Genomic DNA, 14,348 nt, shown 5'->3' with positions numbered 1-14,348 from the left:
AAAAATAACAGAATAGAGAATCACGTTATGGGTCGCGCATTCCAAAACCGAAAAGAATCTATCGCCAAAACGGCAGCCGCTAAAAGTAAGGTCTATAGCCGTTACGGCCGTGAAATTTATGTCTGTGGTAAGCAGGGTGGAACAGATCCAGAGGCTAACCTGGCGTTACGCAGCCTGATTGACCGGGCGAAAAAAGATCAAGTGCCCTCGCATGTTATCGATAAAGCCATTGAAAAGGCACAAGGCGGTGCGGGCGAGGATTTTTCACCTGCCCGTTACGAGGGCTATGGTCCGAGTAATTGCATGGTTATCGTGGAATGCTTAACAGATAACCCAAACCGCACCTTTGGTGAAGTCCGCAACTGCTTTACTAAAAGCAAATGTAAAATTGGCGAACAGGGTAGCGTAATGCACTCGTTTGAGCATTGTGCGATTTTCTCGTTTAAACACGATAGCGAAGACGAGGTTCTGGAAGCCTTGATGGAAGCCGACGTCGATGTTACCGACGTAGAATTTGCAGACGGTGTTGTGACCGTTTTTGCTCCCCACACAGAATATGCTGCAGCACATCAGGCATTAACGTCTGCTTTTGCTGATATCGACTTTGATACTGACGAAATTCAGTTTGTTCCGCACGTAACCACAGCAATCAGCGACGACGACATGCCAATGTACGAGCGCCTGATGGATATGTTGAATGACTGCGATGACGTGCAAAACATTTATCACAATGCTGAAGTTTAGCCAGTCAAAATACTGATCCAGATCAAATTGATTTAACGCAAAACCTTTTAAACTTCATGGGTATTCTACAAAAGGAGTTACCCATGAAGCGTTCAGTTTTGTCTGTTGGTATTTTGTTCGGGTTGTTAAGCGGCGCCGCACAGGCTAACGATTTTTCGGTCAATATCGGTGCAATCAGTGTTATGCCTGACGACAGCAGCGGTTCACTAAACGTTGTTGAAAGCGTTGCGGGTTTGGATGCGGACAGCACCGGCGTTGGCGTTAACACCAATACGCAACTTGGCCTGACATTCGACTATGCGCTTGATAATCACTGGGTTATTGAGTTGGTCGCTGCGACTCCCTTTAGTCATGATATCACCGGTACCGGTGCTTTAGCGGGCGTTAAAATCGGTGATACCAAACATTTACCGCCAACCTTATTAGCCCAGTACCACTTTGATATCGGCAGCGATATGTTTAAGCCGTTTGTTGGTGTCGGTGCTAACTATACAGCGTTTTTTGACGACCAGGTGTCACCGGCAGTAAAAGACCTATTAGTCAGCACCGGTGTTGCAACAACGAGTGACGCAGTAGATCTTTCTTTAGAAAACAGCTGGGGTGTTGCATTGCAAGCCGGTGTTAACGTCAGTCTAAGCAAAGACTGGGGGATGCACGTTATGGTCAGCAAAATGGATATTGATACCACGGGTGATGTGCGTCTGAATGGTGCAACGATAGAAAGTGTCGACGTACAAATCGACCCATACGTGGCAATGGTTGGTTTACGTTATTCGTTCTAGCGTTTTAGGGGCCTGAATTAGGGAAGATGCCCTCGCCGCCACAGGTTTTCTGATGGCGGCTTTTTTATGGCGCTTTTTTAGCGAGTTTGCGTTGCAGTGTGCGTCGATGCATACCCAACTCTCGTGCTGTTTTAGAAATATTACCCTGATTTTCCAGCAATACCCGGTGAATATACTCCCACTCTACCTGAGCCGGTGATAATGGCTGGGCTTGTTCAAGGTTGGTTGGAGCCTCGCCATTTAAGCGTTTAATAATATCCTGACTGCTGACCGGCTTAGCTAAATAGTCATCAGCCCCGCGTTTTATCGCCTCAACCGTGGTTGCAACACTGGCATAACCGGTTAATACAATCAGTTGGTCGGGCGTATACCGCTTAATCAGGGGTTGAATAAGCTCTATGCCATTATCGGAGCCAATCATCATGTCGAGCAAGATCACGTCATAGTGGACAGGCTGCTGTTCCAAAGCAGACAAGCTGTCAAAACTAACATCAACGTTAAAACCATGATACTGAAGACGACGGCTCATGACGTGGCAAAAGCTTTTATCATCGTCAATGAGTAATACCGACAGACTCATACTGCTTAACCTATATTGTTAGCGGGTGATAGCGGCAGTCGTATTTTGGTTATAGCGATGCCGTTGTGCCAATTCCAGCTTACCTGACCATGATGTCGCTCTATCGTAGCATGGCTAATGACTGCGCCTGCGCCACTGCCTTTATCACTTTTTTGTAAGCTAAAACCCAGGTTATTGGCTAGCGAATCAACGTGCTGGGTTTGATTTGTTATGTGCCAGTATAAAAAGTTATTTTTAGTCGTAATTTTCACGTCAATTTCGCGCTCTGGTGAAGCTTCGTGTGCATTGATAATGAGATTAGCGATCGCAGGTATTAACGTCCGATCACAGACCAGAGACTGTTTAAGCGTTGCGTTATCAAGCTGCCACTGGGCAAGCGTTTGTGGGCTTACAACTCGCAATAACTGCCGAATTTGTTGACTTAGCTGTTCAACACTCAAGCGATGGCGACGGCCGCTACGAACATCATCAGCAGTTTGCCGCCATTGCGCGAGTGAGTGGCCGATTTTCGTTAGCTCAGTGTCCAGAGTTTGCCAGTCAGCATACGGGGCTTGCTCAATAAGCTCTTCATGCAACAGTTGCATGGTTTGGATGGGTGTCGCTAAGTCATGCGCTAGTTGTGCCGCCGCAGAACCGATGGTGAGTAGCTGTTCATCGCGCAGCTGGCGTTCACGCAGGGCTTGAGCAACCTGTTGTGAGCGCTGCCAGCGTTGCTTTAACCAAAGGCTTGATACCCAAATGATCATTGCTGCGATAACAAAACTAATGACCATACCCTGCGCGTGGGCGGTAAACTCCGGCCCCATGGCATGGCCGCTGTGGTCAGCTACACTGAGCCACTGATGCCCCCACAGTTGCGCGATTTGCCCTGAAATACTAGCAACTAAAATGATTAATGCGGGTAACCAGTTAAGGAGCAAGACGGCAACCACAACAAATAGCAATAAGATCGTCGAAAAGGGGTTACTGATACCACCAGTAAAGGCAATAACCACGTTGGCGATGCTGATATCAATCAACATTGCCAAGACTAATAACAAGGTATTTTCACGGCCGTATATCGTTGCTAAGAGGGTCAACATTCAGATGCTCCGGGGCGCCTAAAAATACAGGTTACTTTGTAACCAAAAGACCCGTCCGGGTTCGTTAACGCGATCAACCTGTTCATAGCCTGCAATGGTGGCTCCGCTGCTACTAATGTGTTCAGCATACGTTTTATCTAACAGGTTATCGACACCTATGGCTAACTTCCAGCTTTTATCGAGTTGCCAGTTCATGTTAGCTGACAGCACGCCATAGCCTGGCGTTTCGGCAAAGTCATAACCAATGACGTTGCCACGCCCGATGTCCACCTTGTCTTGCTGCTTAACGACCCGCCATAGCAGTGAGTAGGTAAGGTCGTTATGTGTATAGTCGCTGGCAAGTCGCAGTTCATCCGCCGATTGTTGTGGCAGATAGCGATTATCGGTGTCGTTGCTACCTCGGGTAAAAGCAAAGCTGGCTGAAAGTTTCCAGGCTGTCGTTACATTCCAACGACTGGTTAGCTCTCCACCCCAGGTGGTTGCATCGATATTGCGGACGCTATCGGGCATCATCCCTGAGCTTTGTTCCAGTAGAATAAAGTCATCGATATTGCCGAAAAATACTGAGGTTTCTAATTGCAGGGCGTCGTTTTGGTATTGCCAGCCTAAGTCCAACTGTTGATTTTGTTCGGGTTGCAGATAAAGTGCCGAGGGCGAGTTCTGATAGGTTTTATTGTTGCCAATGGCTTCCCAATAGTCCGGAAAGCGCTCTGCCTGGCCCAAGCCAGCATACCAAGTGCCCAAGTCGGTTTGCTGCTCATAACGAATAAAGCCACTAAACAAATCATCGGAGTGCGTTTGGTTTAGTGTTGGATTCGGCTGACTATTCATCATGTTACCCAGACTCTCGCGGCGATCAGTCAGCTGCCAGTGGTCAAAACGAACTCCTGTGATGAGCCGCTGGTCGGCTGTTAATGACATACTGTGGTCTGCGAACAGTCCAAACTGGGAACTTTCAGCATCGGCTTTGCGTGGCAGCGATTGATAAGGGCTCATTTCTTGATTGCGGCTAATGCGATCTCGGTGCTTGTTATCATGATATTCGATACCAAGCTCAGTGGTATGTTGCGAGTGTAGCTGCCATGTCGACTCGATCCGTGCGCCACGCGAGTAACGGTCAGGATTGCGCGCGGTCTTATTTGGCATCATCATTGATGGCGTAAAGTTACGTAAGGAATAATTATCCATCACGTGATCGATATAATTGAAATAACTGTTGGCGGTAAGTGATTGGAAGGTACCGGCGCCCTCATAATCATAGGTTAATGCGGTGCTGGTGCGCTCGAACTTAGCACCGTCCATGGCGCGATCGGCGTAGGCCGCTTCACCATCGCTGGCGCCCAGGCTCAGTTTAAATGAGTGATTTAGCGACGGTGTCCAGCCCAGATCGATGTCACCGCTCCAACGTTGGTACTGGCTGTTGATTTCAGTTCCATCGCCATCTTCGTAATTATCTGCAGTGGCTGCGCTAAGGTTAGCTTTGACATAGCCGGTTGCATTACCGCCAATGAGCTCGGCGGTGCCATTTAACCGCCCAAAGCTTGCCGCGGTGAGGTTGGCATAACCCTCCAAAGTGGGTTCAGAATAGCGCAGAGTATCGCGTTCGAACTCGATGGTTGCGGCACTGCCTGCATAGCGGACGCTTTGCGGACCTTTAACAATGCGAACAGTATCGTAACTTTGTGGCGTGATATAGGCAGTTGGCGGATCCATGCGGCTACTGCATCCGCCCTGCAACATTTGCCCGTCATTAACGATGGTCAGCCGCGAAGCGCCCATTCCCCGGAACATAGGATCTGATGAAGCGCCGCCTTTGCGCGTCGCACTAAAACCTGTAATGGTCTTTAAAAAGTCACCGCCATCGTGTGCAGGTAAGGGCTGCCTGGGTTGCTTCGCGTTTAATTCATAGACACTGGGTGACAACATCGAGTCACCGATTATGGTGATATGTTCTTCAGGCTGTTGAGTCGATTCATTAGCGTCTTGGGCAATGGCTGAAAAACTACTTAATACAGCTATGTAACAAACCGACTTTTTCATTACAGGCACCTTTATTAAAAAATAAGGTGCCTATTATCTGTGTAACCGCTACGTTTGGGGATGTGACAAAAGGTAGCACTTAGCTATTTTTGCGGTTATTTTGCCAGCTCTTTTTCAGTCTTAAGTCCAAACACTTTTTTCATGACCATGCTGGCAGGGCAAAAACCGGTAAAAGATTGTTGGAACAAGTTTGCGCCCACAAATACGGTTAGCCAGACAAAATTAGGATGAACCCAATAGGTCAGGGCAACAGACAGCATCACCATAAAACCGGCAAAGGCCATTAATGCTTTTTCTACGCTCATGCTTATTACTCCAATAGAGATACTGCAAAATAGTCCAGTCCGCTAATTAATGACAGCGACTGGATTGATATGCGTCAATCGTCAATACTGCTAATTCGGTTACATTGAATCGCATCAAAACAATTAAGTTAAAAGCATAATATATGACGACACCACATATTCAAGCAAAATCTGATCAATTTGCAGAAACCTGTTTATTGCCCGGCGATCCACTGCGCGCAAAGTTCATTGCTGAGAACTATTTGCAGCGTGCAGAATGCATAACCAGCACGCGCAATATGTTGGGCTATTCGGGCTTTTATAACCAACGGCCGGTATCAGTAATGGGTACCGGAATGGGGATGCCAAGTTGTATGCTCTATGCCGAGGAATTAATTAAGGATTACGGCGTTAAGCGGTTAATTCGTGTTGGTTCGTGCGGCTCAACCGATCCCGAAATTGGTCTAAATGATATTGTATTGGCGGCTGGCGCATCGACAGACTCCAATGCCAACCGGCATCAGTTTAACGGCTATGACTATGCTGCCATTGCAGACTTTGATTTATTGAGCGGAGCTGTGGATGTAGCGAAGCAACAAAAGAAGACGGTAAAAGTCGGTAACGTATTTTCAACCGATAGCTTTTATCACCCGAACCGTAAGTTAACCGCCATGCTCAACCGGTTGCATATACTCGCGGTCGAAATGGAGGCTGCCGGGCTCTATAGCGTGGCAGCACGGCACCGTGCCCGGGCACTGGCTATCTTAACGGTTTCTGACGACCTGATTACACAACAGCACCTGTCAGGTGATGAGCGCGAGCGCTCTTTTGATACCATGATCACGCTCGCGCTGGCAGTCGCTACAGATAGCGATGGTTAAGTTAAACCCAGGCTGATGACAGCAGCGTCATCACGCTCTTGCTGTTGAACGAAGCTCTGTTTGTCGTGAATGTTGCGCCAATTCATCATCGCCAGCGTTTGCCCAACGGCGCCGCCAAGACTGTTGCCAGGCCCTAACAGCAACAGCTTGTCTGGCGCAAACTCACGCACGGCAACCTCAAGCGCGCGAGTGAAATTATAGGTTTGTGCCACTTGATGATTAAAGGTGTAGCCGCGCAGGTCGTTTAAATCAACCGCAGGGCGCTGCCAAATATGACCTCGCCCATCAATCAGCGGCAGCGCTGGTTGGTTAAAGTGTTCGACTGACCAATTGGCTAACGCCCGTTGACTCGCCTGTTGCATCAGTGGCGAATGAAAAGCCGCATGCCCCGGTAGTATTAACGGAAACCTGTCGTCAACCTTGGGTAACTTCCCGGCCACTTGTTTAATGGCACGCTCGGTGCCTGACAACAAGATATAGCCACCATAATAAATGGATTCAAAGAGCTCGTTACGTAACTCATTGAGCATCTCTGTAATGGCAGCTTGAAATTCAGGCTGCGGTTTCCAGTTCGCGTCTGTTAACGGGAAAATAAGCTGGGCGCCCTGAGCATCGGCGGTATTGCGGGCCATGTCGGTGACGATATCCATGGCATTGACGGGGTCCCAAACACCGGCACAGCTCAATGCGGTATACCAACCCATCGAATTACCCGTAACGGCGACAATATCGTAGTCGTCTTTGATCGCCTGATAATCGAGATAACCGGCCGCGTATATCAGTGCGGCGGAGTTTTCGGCGTGTAGGTGTCGTTTAAAGTCAAACTTTTGTGCTTGATCGAGTTCGGTAACGGTTGCTGCACCCAGGCTATGACGACGCTCATCCCAAGCGTCAAGCCAGTGCTTTTGTTTGCCATACTTGCGGCTAATAGAGCCCAGTTCAGGTTTGTTATAACCGCCACGGCCGGGGCAGACAACAATGGCGGTTGGCTTTTGCTGACTCATCGCTTGGTCACTCCCATTGCCGTTAATGCGGATTCAATATCTGCTGCCGAGGGCAGTACGTCATACGCTGCGGAACCCAACGGAATAAAACAGTCGTCTGCGGTTATCCGCTGTACCGGTCGGCGTTGGGAGTCATGCTCTGCCAGATAGGTTATGATTTCTTCACTGAGCGAACCGCGCTGGCGGCACTCGTCAACGATCAGTAGCTGCTCACAATCGTCGATCGCCTGCATAATCTGATCCATATCCAGGGGCACTAAGTAGCGCAAATCAATGACTTTAATTTGCTGTTCTGCGTTTAATCTGGCACACGCCTGGCGGCTTAAGTAATAACCATTACCGTAGCTGATTACCCCCACTTTTTTGCCGTTGCCATACACACTGGGTTGACCCAATTTAGGCAACGGTTGGTCAGCGTTAGGGTAGTCACCGACCCAGCCATTATCAGCTTCTGTGAGTAAATCGCGGGTCATATAGAGTGCAATGGGCTCTAACATGATTACCACCCGACGTTCACGTTGCGCCAGTTCAATGGCGTGGCGCATGAGTAGAGCGCCGTCGCGGCCATTGCTGGGGCACATCACGATAACGCCGGGGATATCGCGGAATACGGCAAATGAGTTGTCGTTGTGGAAGTGTCCGCCAAACCCCTTCTGGTAGGCCAGTCCGGCAATTCGAATAACCATCGGGTTATCGTATTGGCCATTAGAGAAAAACGGTAGTGTCGCGGCCTCACCTCGAATTTGGTCTTCCGCGTTATGCACGTAGGCGAGGAACTGGATTTCCGGAATAGGTAAGAAGCCCTGTTGTGCGGCACCGATGGCTAAACCTAAAATACTTTGTTCGTCGAGCACCGTATTCATTACCCGGTTGGGTCCAAAACGGTCTCTTAACGCATGGGTAACGTGGTAAACGCCGCCTTTTTTGCCGACATCTTCGCCAAATAGCAGCGTATTCGGATAATCCTGCATGGCCTCATGCAAAGCCCAGTTCAGCATTTTGCCTAACGGTTGCGGTTGCCCGGCATTACGTTTATCGAAAGAAAGCGCTGCTGCAATACTCTGTTCGCTACGAGCAGGCAAAGTCTGCGTCTTAGCTTGCGGAACAATCGATGCTTTGATGGCGGTTGCCGTTTTTAAGCGCGGTCGAGTAGCCGCTTCAGCAGCCACGCGCTGAATGCGGGCTTTAGTGTCCTTTGCGTGTTGTGCCAGCTTGGCACCATCGAATACTCCCCTTTCAACGAGTTGCGCCGCCGTGTGCAGCAAAATATCCTCTTCAAAGTCAGCCGCGATACTCTTTTTATCGCGATAAGCTACCTCTGCATCGGCGCCCGCGTGGCCAAAATAGCGAATGGTTTTTAAATGCAAAATAGCTGGCTTACCGGTTTTGCGGATGTAGGCCTGTGCCGATTGAGTGACTAAGTAAGTCTGTTGCGCATCGCGGCCGTCTGCATAAAAGTATTTTAACGGGTGGATAGTCTGTAAGCGTTGACCGATCCAACCGTTGGGAGAGCGGGTCGAAATACCGATGCCATTGTCCTCGCAAACATACAGCACCGGCATCGGAATCCCCTGATAGGCAGCCCAGGCGGTGGCATTAAGCGCACCTAACAGCGTTGAATGATTGGCTGAGGCATCGCCGAAACTACACAGCACAATACTGTCGTGTGGCCAATTGCCATTAAGCTTTAAGCGCTTACTCATGGCGATGGCATGCGCTGCCCCCATGGCTTTGGGCAAGTGAGAGGCTATGGTTGATGTTTGCGGCGGAATGTTGAGTTCGAGACTACCCAGTACTTTGTGACGACCGCCAGAAATGGGATCGTCGGCTGAGGCGCAAAAGGACAACATCAGGTCATAGAGTGCATGGCAGCCGGGCTGTTGCTTCGCGCGTTGTAAAAAAAAGGCGCCGCTGCGGTAGTGCAGAAACGCCGGGTCGGTTACGCGTAAGGCCGCAGCAACACAAGCATTAGCCTCGTGGCCGGCGCTGCCTATGGTATAAAAACTCAGACCCTGCTTTTGCAGTCGCCGGGACTCTAAGTCGGCAAAGCGGCTGGTCAGTTGGCTGTTATACCACTCACTGAGCATGGCATTGGATACTGAGGGTTCTGATACCTCGGCTGCAGGTAAATCAGCTACGGCCAAACGCTGAATAAAGTCTGCCTGCCAACCTTCAAAATCGGTTCGCATCATGATGACGACTCCTTGTCAGCAATTAAAACGCAGCAATACCTGTCTGCGCGCGTCCTAAAATTAAGGCATGAACGTCGTGAGTGCCTTCGTAGGTATTGACGGCTTCCAGATTCATCACGTGACGGATAACGTGATACTCGTCAGCGATACCATTACCACCGTGCATATCTCGAGCGGTGCGCGCGATGTCTAGCGCCTTGCCACAGTTATTACGTTTAATCAGCGAAATAGCCGCAGGGTTTAGGCTACCATTGTCGAGTTCACGTCCGGCTTGAAGCGCGGCCAACAAGCCCATACTGATTTCGGTTTGCATGTCGGCGAGTTTTTTCTGAATCAGCTGATTAGCCGCTAGCGGGCGACCGAATTGTTCGCGATCTAAGGTGTACTTACGCGCGGCATGCCAGCAGAATTCTGCTGCACCCATGGAGCCCCAGGCAATACCATAACGGGCCTTGTTAAGGCAGCTGAATGGACCTTTCAGGCCTTTAACTTCAGGGAAGATATTTTCTTCGGGTACTTCGACGCCATCCATGACAATTTCGCCGGTGATCGATGCACGTAGTGAGAATTTGCCATCAATTTTGGGTGCGCTCAGACCCGGCATGTCTTTTTCCAGCACAAAACCGCGGATTTCGCCATCGAGTTTTGCCCACACCACAAACACGTCGGCAATGGGTGAGTTAGTAATCCACATTTTACTGCCGCTTAATACATAACCATTGTCGGTTTTTTTGGCCACTGTGCGCATACTGGCGGGATCTGAGCCGGCGTCAGGTTCGGTCAAGCCAAAACAGCCAACCCATTCGCCCGATGCCAATTTAGGCAAATACTTTTTGCGTTGTGCTTCGGTGCCAAAGGTATAAATCGGGTGCATCACCAATGATGACTGCACACTCATCGCACTACGGTAGCCACTGTCGACACGTTCGATTTCGCGTGCAATCAGGCCATAACAAACATGATTAACACCGGCGCCGCCGTATTCTTCAGGGAGTGTCGAGCCAAGTAATCCCATTTCACCCAATTCATTCATGATTTCACGGTGAAAAATTTCTTCGCGGTTGGCTTGTAACACGCGCGGCATTAACTTTTCTTGTGCGTACTGACGCGCACTTTCGTGCACCATACGCTCTTCCTCGCTTAGTAGCGAAGTCATATTTAAAGGATCTTCCCAGTTAAATGCCGGCTGTGACATAGAATGCCTCCGTTGTTATGAGTTGTTATGAGTTGTTAGGCCGCTATTTTTTGCAGTTCCTGTAAATTCTTAATGGTCAATATAGACTGTTGTGTCGCGATTAACCCCTGGTTTTTAAAGGAGGTGAAAATGCGACTGACAGTTTCTACCGCTAAACCCAAGTAATTGGCAATATCGGTACGCGTCATGGGTAAACGAAATTCTTGTCGCGAGAACCCGTGCTCGTGCAAATGATCGCCCATCGCCATTAAAAACGAGGCGACGCGTTGTTCAGCGGTAGTGTTGACGACGTTAAGGTAATGCACATTACGCTGACCGATACGCTTACTGAGTAATTGCAATAAATTCTTATCGACACCGTTGAAGTTTTGCGCGAACAGGCGGCTAAGCTTTATTTCACACAGCATCGACGTTTCTAGTGCTTCACAATAGGTTACTGCAGCGCCTTTAGCGATTGACTCCATGCCTATGATGTCGCCGGCTAAATGGAAGCTGGTAATCTGCTGTTTGCCTTCACTGTCGATGGTATAGCATTTGACCGACCCTGATTTAATGGCAAATAAAGAGTGCATCGGTTGATCGGGGCTATAAACCATCGCTCGTTTATTGTAGACATGGGGCTCGCGACTACTTTTGTCGAGCAACTCAACGTCGCTAGAAACTAGGCCGGCGGGTACGCAAATGGATTGCATACTGCATTGATTACACTGAATAGGATTGCGCATGGCCACCTCGGGTTGTGATTTTGCTGCGTGTTGCATGTGAGTTACCTTCATTACTGAATGCGTTAGTCTTGCGTAATATCAACAGCATTAACAGGGCAGACGGCATAACAGCTCGGTTGATCGTAATAGCCTTCGCATTCGACACAAAGTGCTTGATTGATTTCGTAATGCTCTGCTCCCATGTCGATTGCCTCTACCGGACACTCGGGCACGCACATATCACAGTTAATACAATCTTCGTTAATCACTATCATATCGATTTGCTCACTGTTTAACCAATAGGCTATAAGGGATATCTCGTTCGGCTAAGGGTAAAGTTGTCTGTACAATTACTCTGTAACCCGAGCCAGGGGCGCGAATAATCGCTTCGCCGTGCTCGTTTTCAAGGGTTTCTAAATTAAAACTTTGATTACCGGATGGTGACATCAACAGCACGGTATCGCCGACGTTAAAACCATTTTTTACGTCAATTAGATAACGGTTACTGCCCACTTGCTCGATAAACTGACCGATTAATAGTTGCTCACCTTCGCTATGCGAGCGTTGATAATTTTGTAGATCTTGTGGTGAGTGGCGCTGTAAAAAACCATGTGTAAAGCCACGGTTCGCCATGCCGTTCAGGTCATCTAACAATTGCGGGTCAAAAGGTTTGCCGGCTGCCGCATCGTCGATAGCGCGGCGATAGACTTGCGCGGTGCGGGCGACATAATAATCGGATTTAGTACGTCCTTCGATCTTAAGCGAATGCACGCCGATACTGACAAGATCAGGAACCAGGTCAATGGCTCTTAAATCTTTAGAGTTCATGATGTAACTGCCATGTAAATCTTCATCCAGTAACATCAGGTCGTCAGGTTGTTTGGGGTCACCCAATAACACCGGATCGGGGTGATTGGTGGGTACATATTGGCCCACCGCGTCTTCTTTGGCCTCGTGAACCTGATACCCCCAACGGCAGGCATTAGTACAGGCGCCTTGGTTGGGGTCGCGCTTGTTCATATAGCCCGATAGCAAACAGCGGCCGGAATAGGCCATGCATAGGGCGCCATGCACGAATACCTCGAGCTCTAAATCGGGTACCTGTTGGCGCATTTCTTTAATTTCTTTTAACGAAAGTTCGCGCGACAAAATAACACGCTCGATACCTTGTTGTTGCCAGAACTTTAATGCGGCCCAGTTAATGGTATTAGCTTGCACAGAGAGATGTAGCGCCTGTTCCGGGAAGTGCTGGCGCAACAGCATGATAACGCCGGGGTCGGATACGATCAGAGCATCCGGCTTTAAAGCTACTATCTGCGCCATATGCTCAACAAAGTGAGTGAGCTTAGCATTATGAGGGGCAATGTTTACGACCACGTAAAAGCGTTTGTTGTGGCTGTGAGCATAAGCAATTGCCTCACCCATATTCTGTAACGTAAAGCTATTGTTGCGTACTCGTAGGCTGTAACGCGGTTCGCCTGCGTAAACCGCATCGGCGCCGTAGGCAAAGGCTATTTTCATCGCGTTAGGGTTGCCGGCAGGGCAGAGTAATTCTGGTTTATTGACCATGGACAGCTTGACCTAGATCAGGATTGTGGAAAATTTGCGCTGAGATTAGCAGAGTAGTGGTAGCAAAAACTTGATGGGGATCAAAACTTCGCTAACTAGGCTACCCCCAAAGTGGTAATTAATCCCCCCATTCAAGGGAATTTCGTAAAACGCTTGCACTGCGTAAGCTTGTCATCACATTCGCCGAGCGACGGGCTCTAACTTAGTGGTATAGCCGCTGACATGAACCGTGTGCCGTGGTGCTCTTAACCTTGAGCCCACCGGGTGGAGCTGGAAACGGTGACACCTCCCGACATTGGAAAGGTGACTTATGACACAACTGCAGGATCGCTTTAAGCGCCGTTTTACCTATTTGCGTCTTTCGCTAACCGAAAGTTGCAACTTCCGCTGTGACTACTGTCTGCCTAATGGTCCCGATTGCAGCTCACGCAAACACGAAATAACGCTATCTGAGATACGTCGGTTAGTTACCGCCTTTGCTGAATTAGGCACCACCAAAATTCGCCTAACCGGTGGTGAACCTTGTTTACGCAAAGACCTGACGGATATTATTGCAACCTGTAAAGAGGTGCCGGGTATCGAAAAGGTGGCAATCACAACTAACGGTTACCGTTTGCAACGTGATTTGCCGGCGTGGCGCGATGCTGGCCTGGATGCGATTAACGTCAGTATTGATAGTCTCGACCCGTCAACTTTTCATTTGATTACCGGGCAAAATAAATTACCGCAAATTATCGAGGGCATTGACGAGGCTGTGGCAATGGATTTCGCCAAGGTAAAAGTCAACACCGTCTTATTGAAACAATACAACGGCGGTGAGCTGCCACAGTTTTTGGACTTTATCAAAGACCGCAATGTGGCGCTTCGGTTTATCGAGTTAATGCGTACATCCGATAATGTCGATTACTATAAAAAACATCATGTCAGCGGGCAGGAAATTAAGCAGCAGCTGCTTAATGAGGGCTGGGTTCAACGCTTGAAAAGTCATAACGATGGCCCTGCTCAGGAATTTAAGCATCCCGACTACGCTGGTCAGATGGGCCTCATCATGCCTTACAGTCGAGATTTCTGTGACGATTGTAACCGCCTGCGGGTATCCAGTTTAGGGCAGCTTTTCTTGTGCCTGTTTACTGAACAACATCAAGATATTCGTCAGTACCTTCAGACTGACGACCCTGAACCGTTGATGAATGCCTTGCAGCACAATGTAATGTTAAAAAAAGCCACGCATGGATTGCACGATGAAAACAGCGGAGCGACACGCCACCTGGCAATGATTGGAGGCTGAAAC

Annotated in this window: 14 protein-coding genes and 1 riboswitch; of the genes, 4 read left to right on the top strand and 10 right to left on the bottom strand. The window is 49.0% G+C overall.

What is annotated here, in order from left to right; all coding sequences use genetic code 11:
• Positions 1-27 precede the first annotated feature (27 nt).
• Together DEU29_RS08495 and DEU29_RS08490 are read left to right on the top strand one after the other, a co-directional pair.
• Complete coding sequence (locus DEU29_RS08495) at positions 28-744, top strand: YebC/PmpR family DNA-binding transcriptional regulator (protein ID WP_133539937.1); 717 nt, start codon at positions 28-30, stop codon at positions 742-744.
• Positions 745-827: 83 nt separating this feature from the next.
• Positions 828-1,526: an OmpW/AlkL family protein gene (locus DEU29_RS08490; protein ID WP_133539936.1), complete on the top strand. Its 699-nt coding sequence runs from the start codon at positions 828-830 to the stop codon at positions 1,524-1,526.
• 64 nt (positions 1,527-1,590) lie between these two features.
• Here the strand turns inward: DEU29_RS08490 and DEU29_RS08485 are convergent, their stop codons facing one another.
• The 4 genes from DEU29_RS08485 to DEU29_RS08470 all read right to left on the bottom strand — a co-directional run bounded on the left by DEU29_RS08485 (position 1,591) and on the right by DEU29_RS08470 (position 5,533).
• Positions 1,591-2,106, bottom strand: a complete 516-nt coding sequence (locus DEU29_RS08485) for a response regulator transcription factor (protein ID WP_133539935.1) — start codon at positions 2,104-2,106, stop codon at positions 1,591-1,593.
• Between the two features lie 5 nt (positions 2,107-2,111).
• A complete protein-coding gene (locus tag DEU29_RS08480) occupies positions 2,112-3,188 on the bottom strand; it encodes a GHKL domain-containing protein (RefSeq protein ID WP_133539934.1) in 1,077 nt (358 codons plus the stop codon).
• A gap of 18 nt (positions 3,189-3,206) precedes the next feature.
• Positions 3,207-5,228, bottom strand: coding sequence for a TonB-dependent copper receptor (locus DEU29_RS08475; protein WP_133539933.1), 2,022 nt, complete (start codon positions 5,226-5,228; stop codon positions 3,207-3,209).
• A gap of 95 nt (positions 5,229-5,323) precedes the next feature.
• On the bottom strand, positions 5,324-5,533 hold the full coding sequence (locus tag DEU29_RS08470) for a YgaP family membrane protein (protein WP_133539932.1): 210 nt from the start codon (positions 5,531-5,533) through the stop codon (positions 5,324-5,326).
• Positions 5,534-5,676: 143 nt separating this feature from the next.
• Between DEU29_RS08470 and deoD the strand changes: the two genes are divergently transcribed.
• Complete coding sequence (gene deoD, locus DEU29_RS08465; RefSeq protein ID WP_133539931.1) at positions 5,677-6,393, top strand: purine-nucleoside phosphorylase; 717 nt, start codon at positions 5,677-5,679, stop codon at positions 6,391-6,393.
• Here deoD and DEU29_RS08460 read toward each other — a convergent pair.
• From DEU29_RS08460 to yegQ, 6 genes are read right to left on the bottom strand one after another with little or no spacing between them, the layout of a single operon-like run.
• Entirely contained in the window at positions 6,390-7,397 is a 1,008-nt protein-coding gene (locus tag DEU29_RS08460) for a malonyl CoA-ACP transacylase (RefSeq protein ID WP_133539930.1), read from the bottom strand. The genes deoD and DEU29_RS08460 overlap by 4 nt on opposite strands.
• Positions 7,394-9,589: a thiamine pyrophosphate-dependent enzyme gene (locus DEU29_RS08455; RefSeq protein WP_243734523.1), complete on the bottom strand. Its 2,196-nt coding sequence runs from the start codon at positions 9,587-9,589 to the stop codon at positions 7,394-7,396. Before DEU29_RS08455 ends, DEU29_RS08460 begins: the two co-directional genes overlap by 4 nt.
• Before the next feature lie 22 nt (positions 9,590-9,611).
• A complete protein-coding gene (locus DEU29_RS08450) occupies positions 9,612-10,784 on the bottom strand; it encodes an acyl-CoA dehydrogenase (RefSeq protein ID WP_133539929.1) in 1,173 nt (390 codons plus the stop codon).
• A 35-nt stretch (positions 10,785-10,819) separates the two neighbouring features.
• A complete protein-coding gene (locus tag DEU29_RS08445; RefSeq protein WP_243734522.1) occupies positions 10,820-11,545 on the bottom strand; it encodes a helix-turn-helix domain-containing protein in 726 nt (241 codons plus the stop codon).
• Positions 11,546-11,571: 26 nt separating this feature from the next.
• Positions 11,572-11,763 (bottom strand): 4Fe-4S binding protein, encoded by a 192-nt coding sequence (locus DEU29_RS08440; protein WP_133539928.1) that lies wholly within the window; start codon positions 11,761-11,763, stop codon positions 11,572-11,574.
• A 10-nt stretch (positions 11,764-11,773) separates the two neighbouring features.
• Entirely contained in the window at positions 11,774-13,057 is a 1,284-nt protein-coding gene (gene yegQ / locus DEU29_RS08435) for a tRNA 5-hydroxyuridine modification protein YegQ (protein WP_208107620.1), read from the bottom strand.
• A gap of 169 nt (positions 13,058-13,226) precedes the next feature.
• A riboswitch (molybdenum cofactor riboswitch) is annotated at positions 13,227-13,379 on the top strand.
• On the opposite strand from yegQ, the gene moaA reads away from it, so the two are divergent.
• On the top strand, positions 13,368-14,345 hold the full coding sequence (gene moaA, locus DEU29_RS08430; RefSeq protein WP_133539926.1) for a GTP 3',8-cyclase MoaA: 978 nt from the start codon (positions 13,368-13,370) through the stop codon (positions 14,343-14,345). (Overlaps the previous riboswitch by 12 nt.)
• Positions 14,346-14,348: the final 3 nt, after the last annotated feature.

It is taken from the genome of Idiomarina aquatica (genome assembly GCF_004362895.1).
Lineage (GTDB): Bacteria > Pseudomonadota > Gammaproteobacteria > Enterobacterales > Alteromonadaceae > Idiomarina.
Note: the sequence above shows the minus strand (reverse complement) of the source record. Positions and strands in the feature narration are given on the sequence as shown.

Bases quoted from the DNA above. Each gene is read 5' to 3' on its own strand.
- DEU29_RS08440 (WP_133539928.1), bottom strand. From the start codon at position 11,763: ATGATAGTGATTAACGAAGATTGTATTAACTGTGATATGTGCGTGCCC.
- DEU29_RS08485 (WP_133539935.1), bottom strand. From the start codon at position 2,106: ATGAGTCTGTCGGTATTACTCATTGACGATGATAAAAGCTTTTGCCAC.
- DEU29_RS08475 (WP_133539933.1), bottom strand. From the start codon at position 5,228: ATGAAAAAGTCGGTTTGTTACATAGCTGTATTAAGTAGTTTTTCAGCC.
- moaA (WP_133539926.1), top strand. From the start codon at position 13,368: ATGACACAACTGCAGGATCGCTTTAAGCGCCGTTTTACCTATTTGCGT.
- DEU29_RS08480 (WP_133539934.1), bottom strand. From the start codon at position 3,188: ATGTTGACCCTCTTAGCAACGATATACGGCCGTGAAAATACCTTGTTA.
- DEU29_RS08450 (WP_133539929.1), bottom strand. From the start codon at position 10,784: ATGTCACAGCCGGCATTTAACTGGGAAGATCCTTTAAATATGACTTCG.
- DEU29_RS08495 (WP_133539937.1), top strand. From the start codon at position 28: ATGGGTCGCGCATTCCAAAACCGAAAAGAATCTATCGCCAAAACGGCA.
- DEU29_RS08470 (WP_133539932.1), bottom strand. From the start codon at position 5,533: ATGAGCGTAGAAAAAGCATTAATGGCCTTTGCCGGTTTTATGGTGATG.
- DEU29_RS08455 (WP_243734523.1), bottom strand. From the start codon at position 9,589: ATGATGCGAACCGATTTTGAAGGTTGGCAGGCAGACTTTATTCAGCGT.
- deoD (WP_133539931.1), top strand. From the start codon at position 5,677: ATGACGACACCACATATTCAAGCAAAATCTGATCAATTTGCAGAAACC.
- DEU29_RS08460 (WP_133539930.1), bottom strand. From the start codon at position 7,397: ATGAGTCAGCAAAAGCCAACCGCCATTGTTGTCTGCCCCGGCCGTGGC.
- yegQ (WP_208107620.1), bottom strand. From the start codon at position 13,057: ATGGTCAATAAACCAGAATTACTCTGCCCTGCCGGCAACCCTAACGCG.
- DEU29_RS08445 (WP_243734522.1), bottom strand. From the start codon at position 11,545: ATGCAACACGCAGCAAAATCACAACCCGAGGTGGCCATGCGCAATCCT.
- DEU29_RS08490 (WP_133539936.1), top strand. From the start codon at position 828: ATGAAGCGTTCAGTTTTGTCTGTTGGTATTTTGTTCGGGTTGTTAAGC.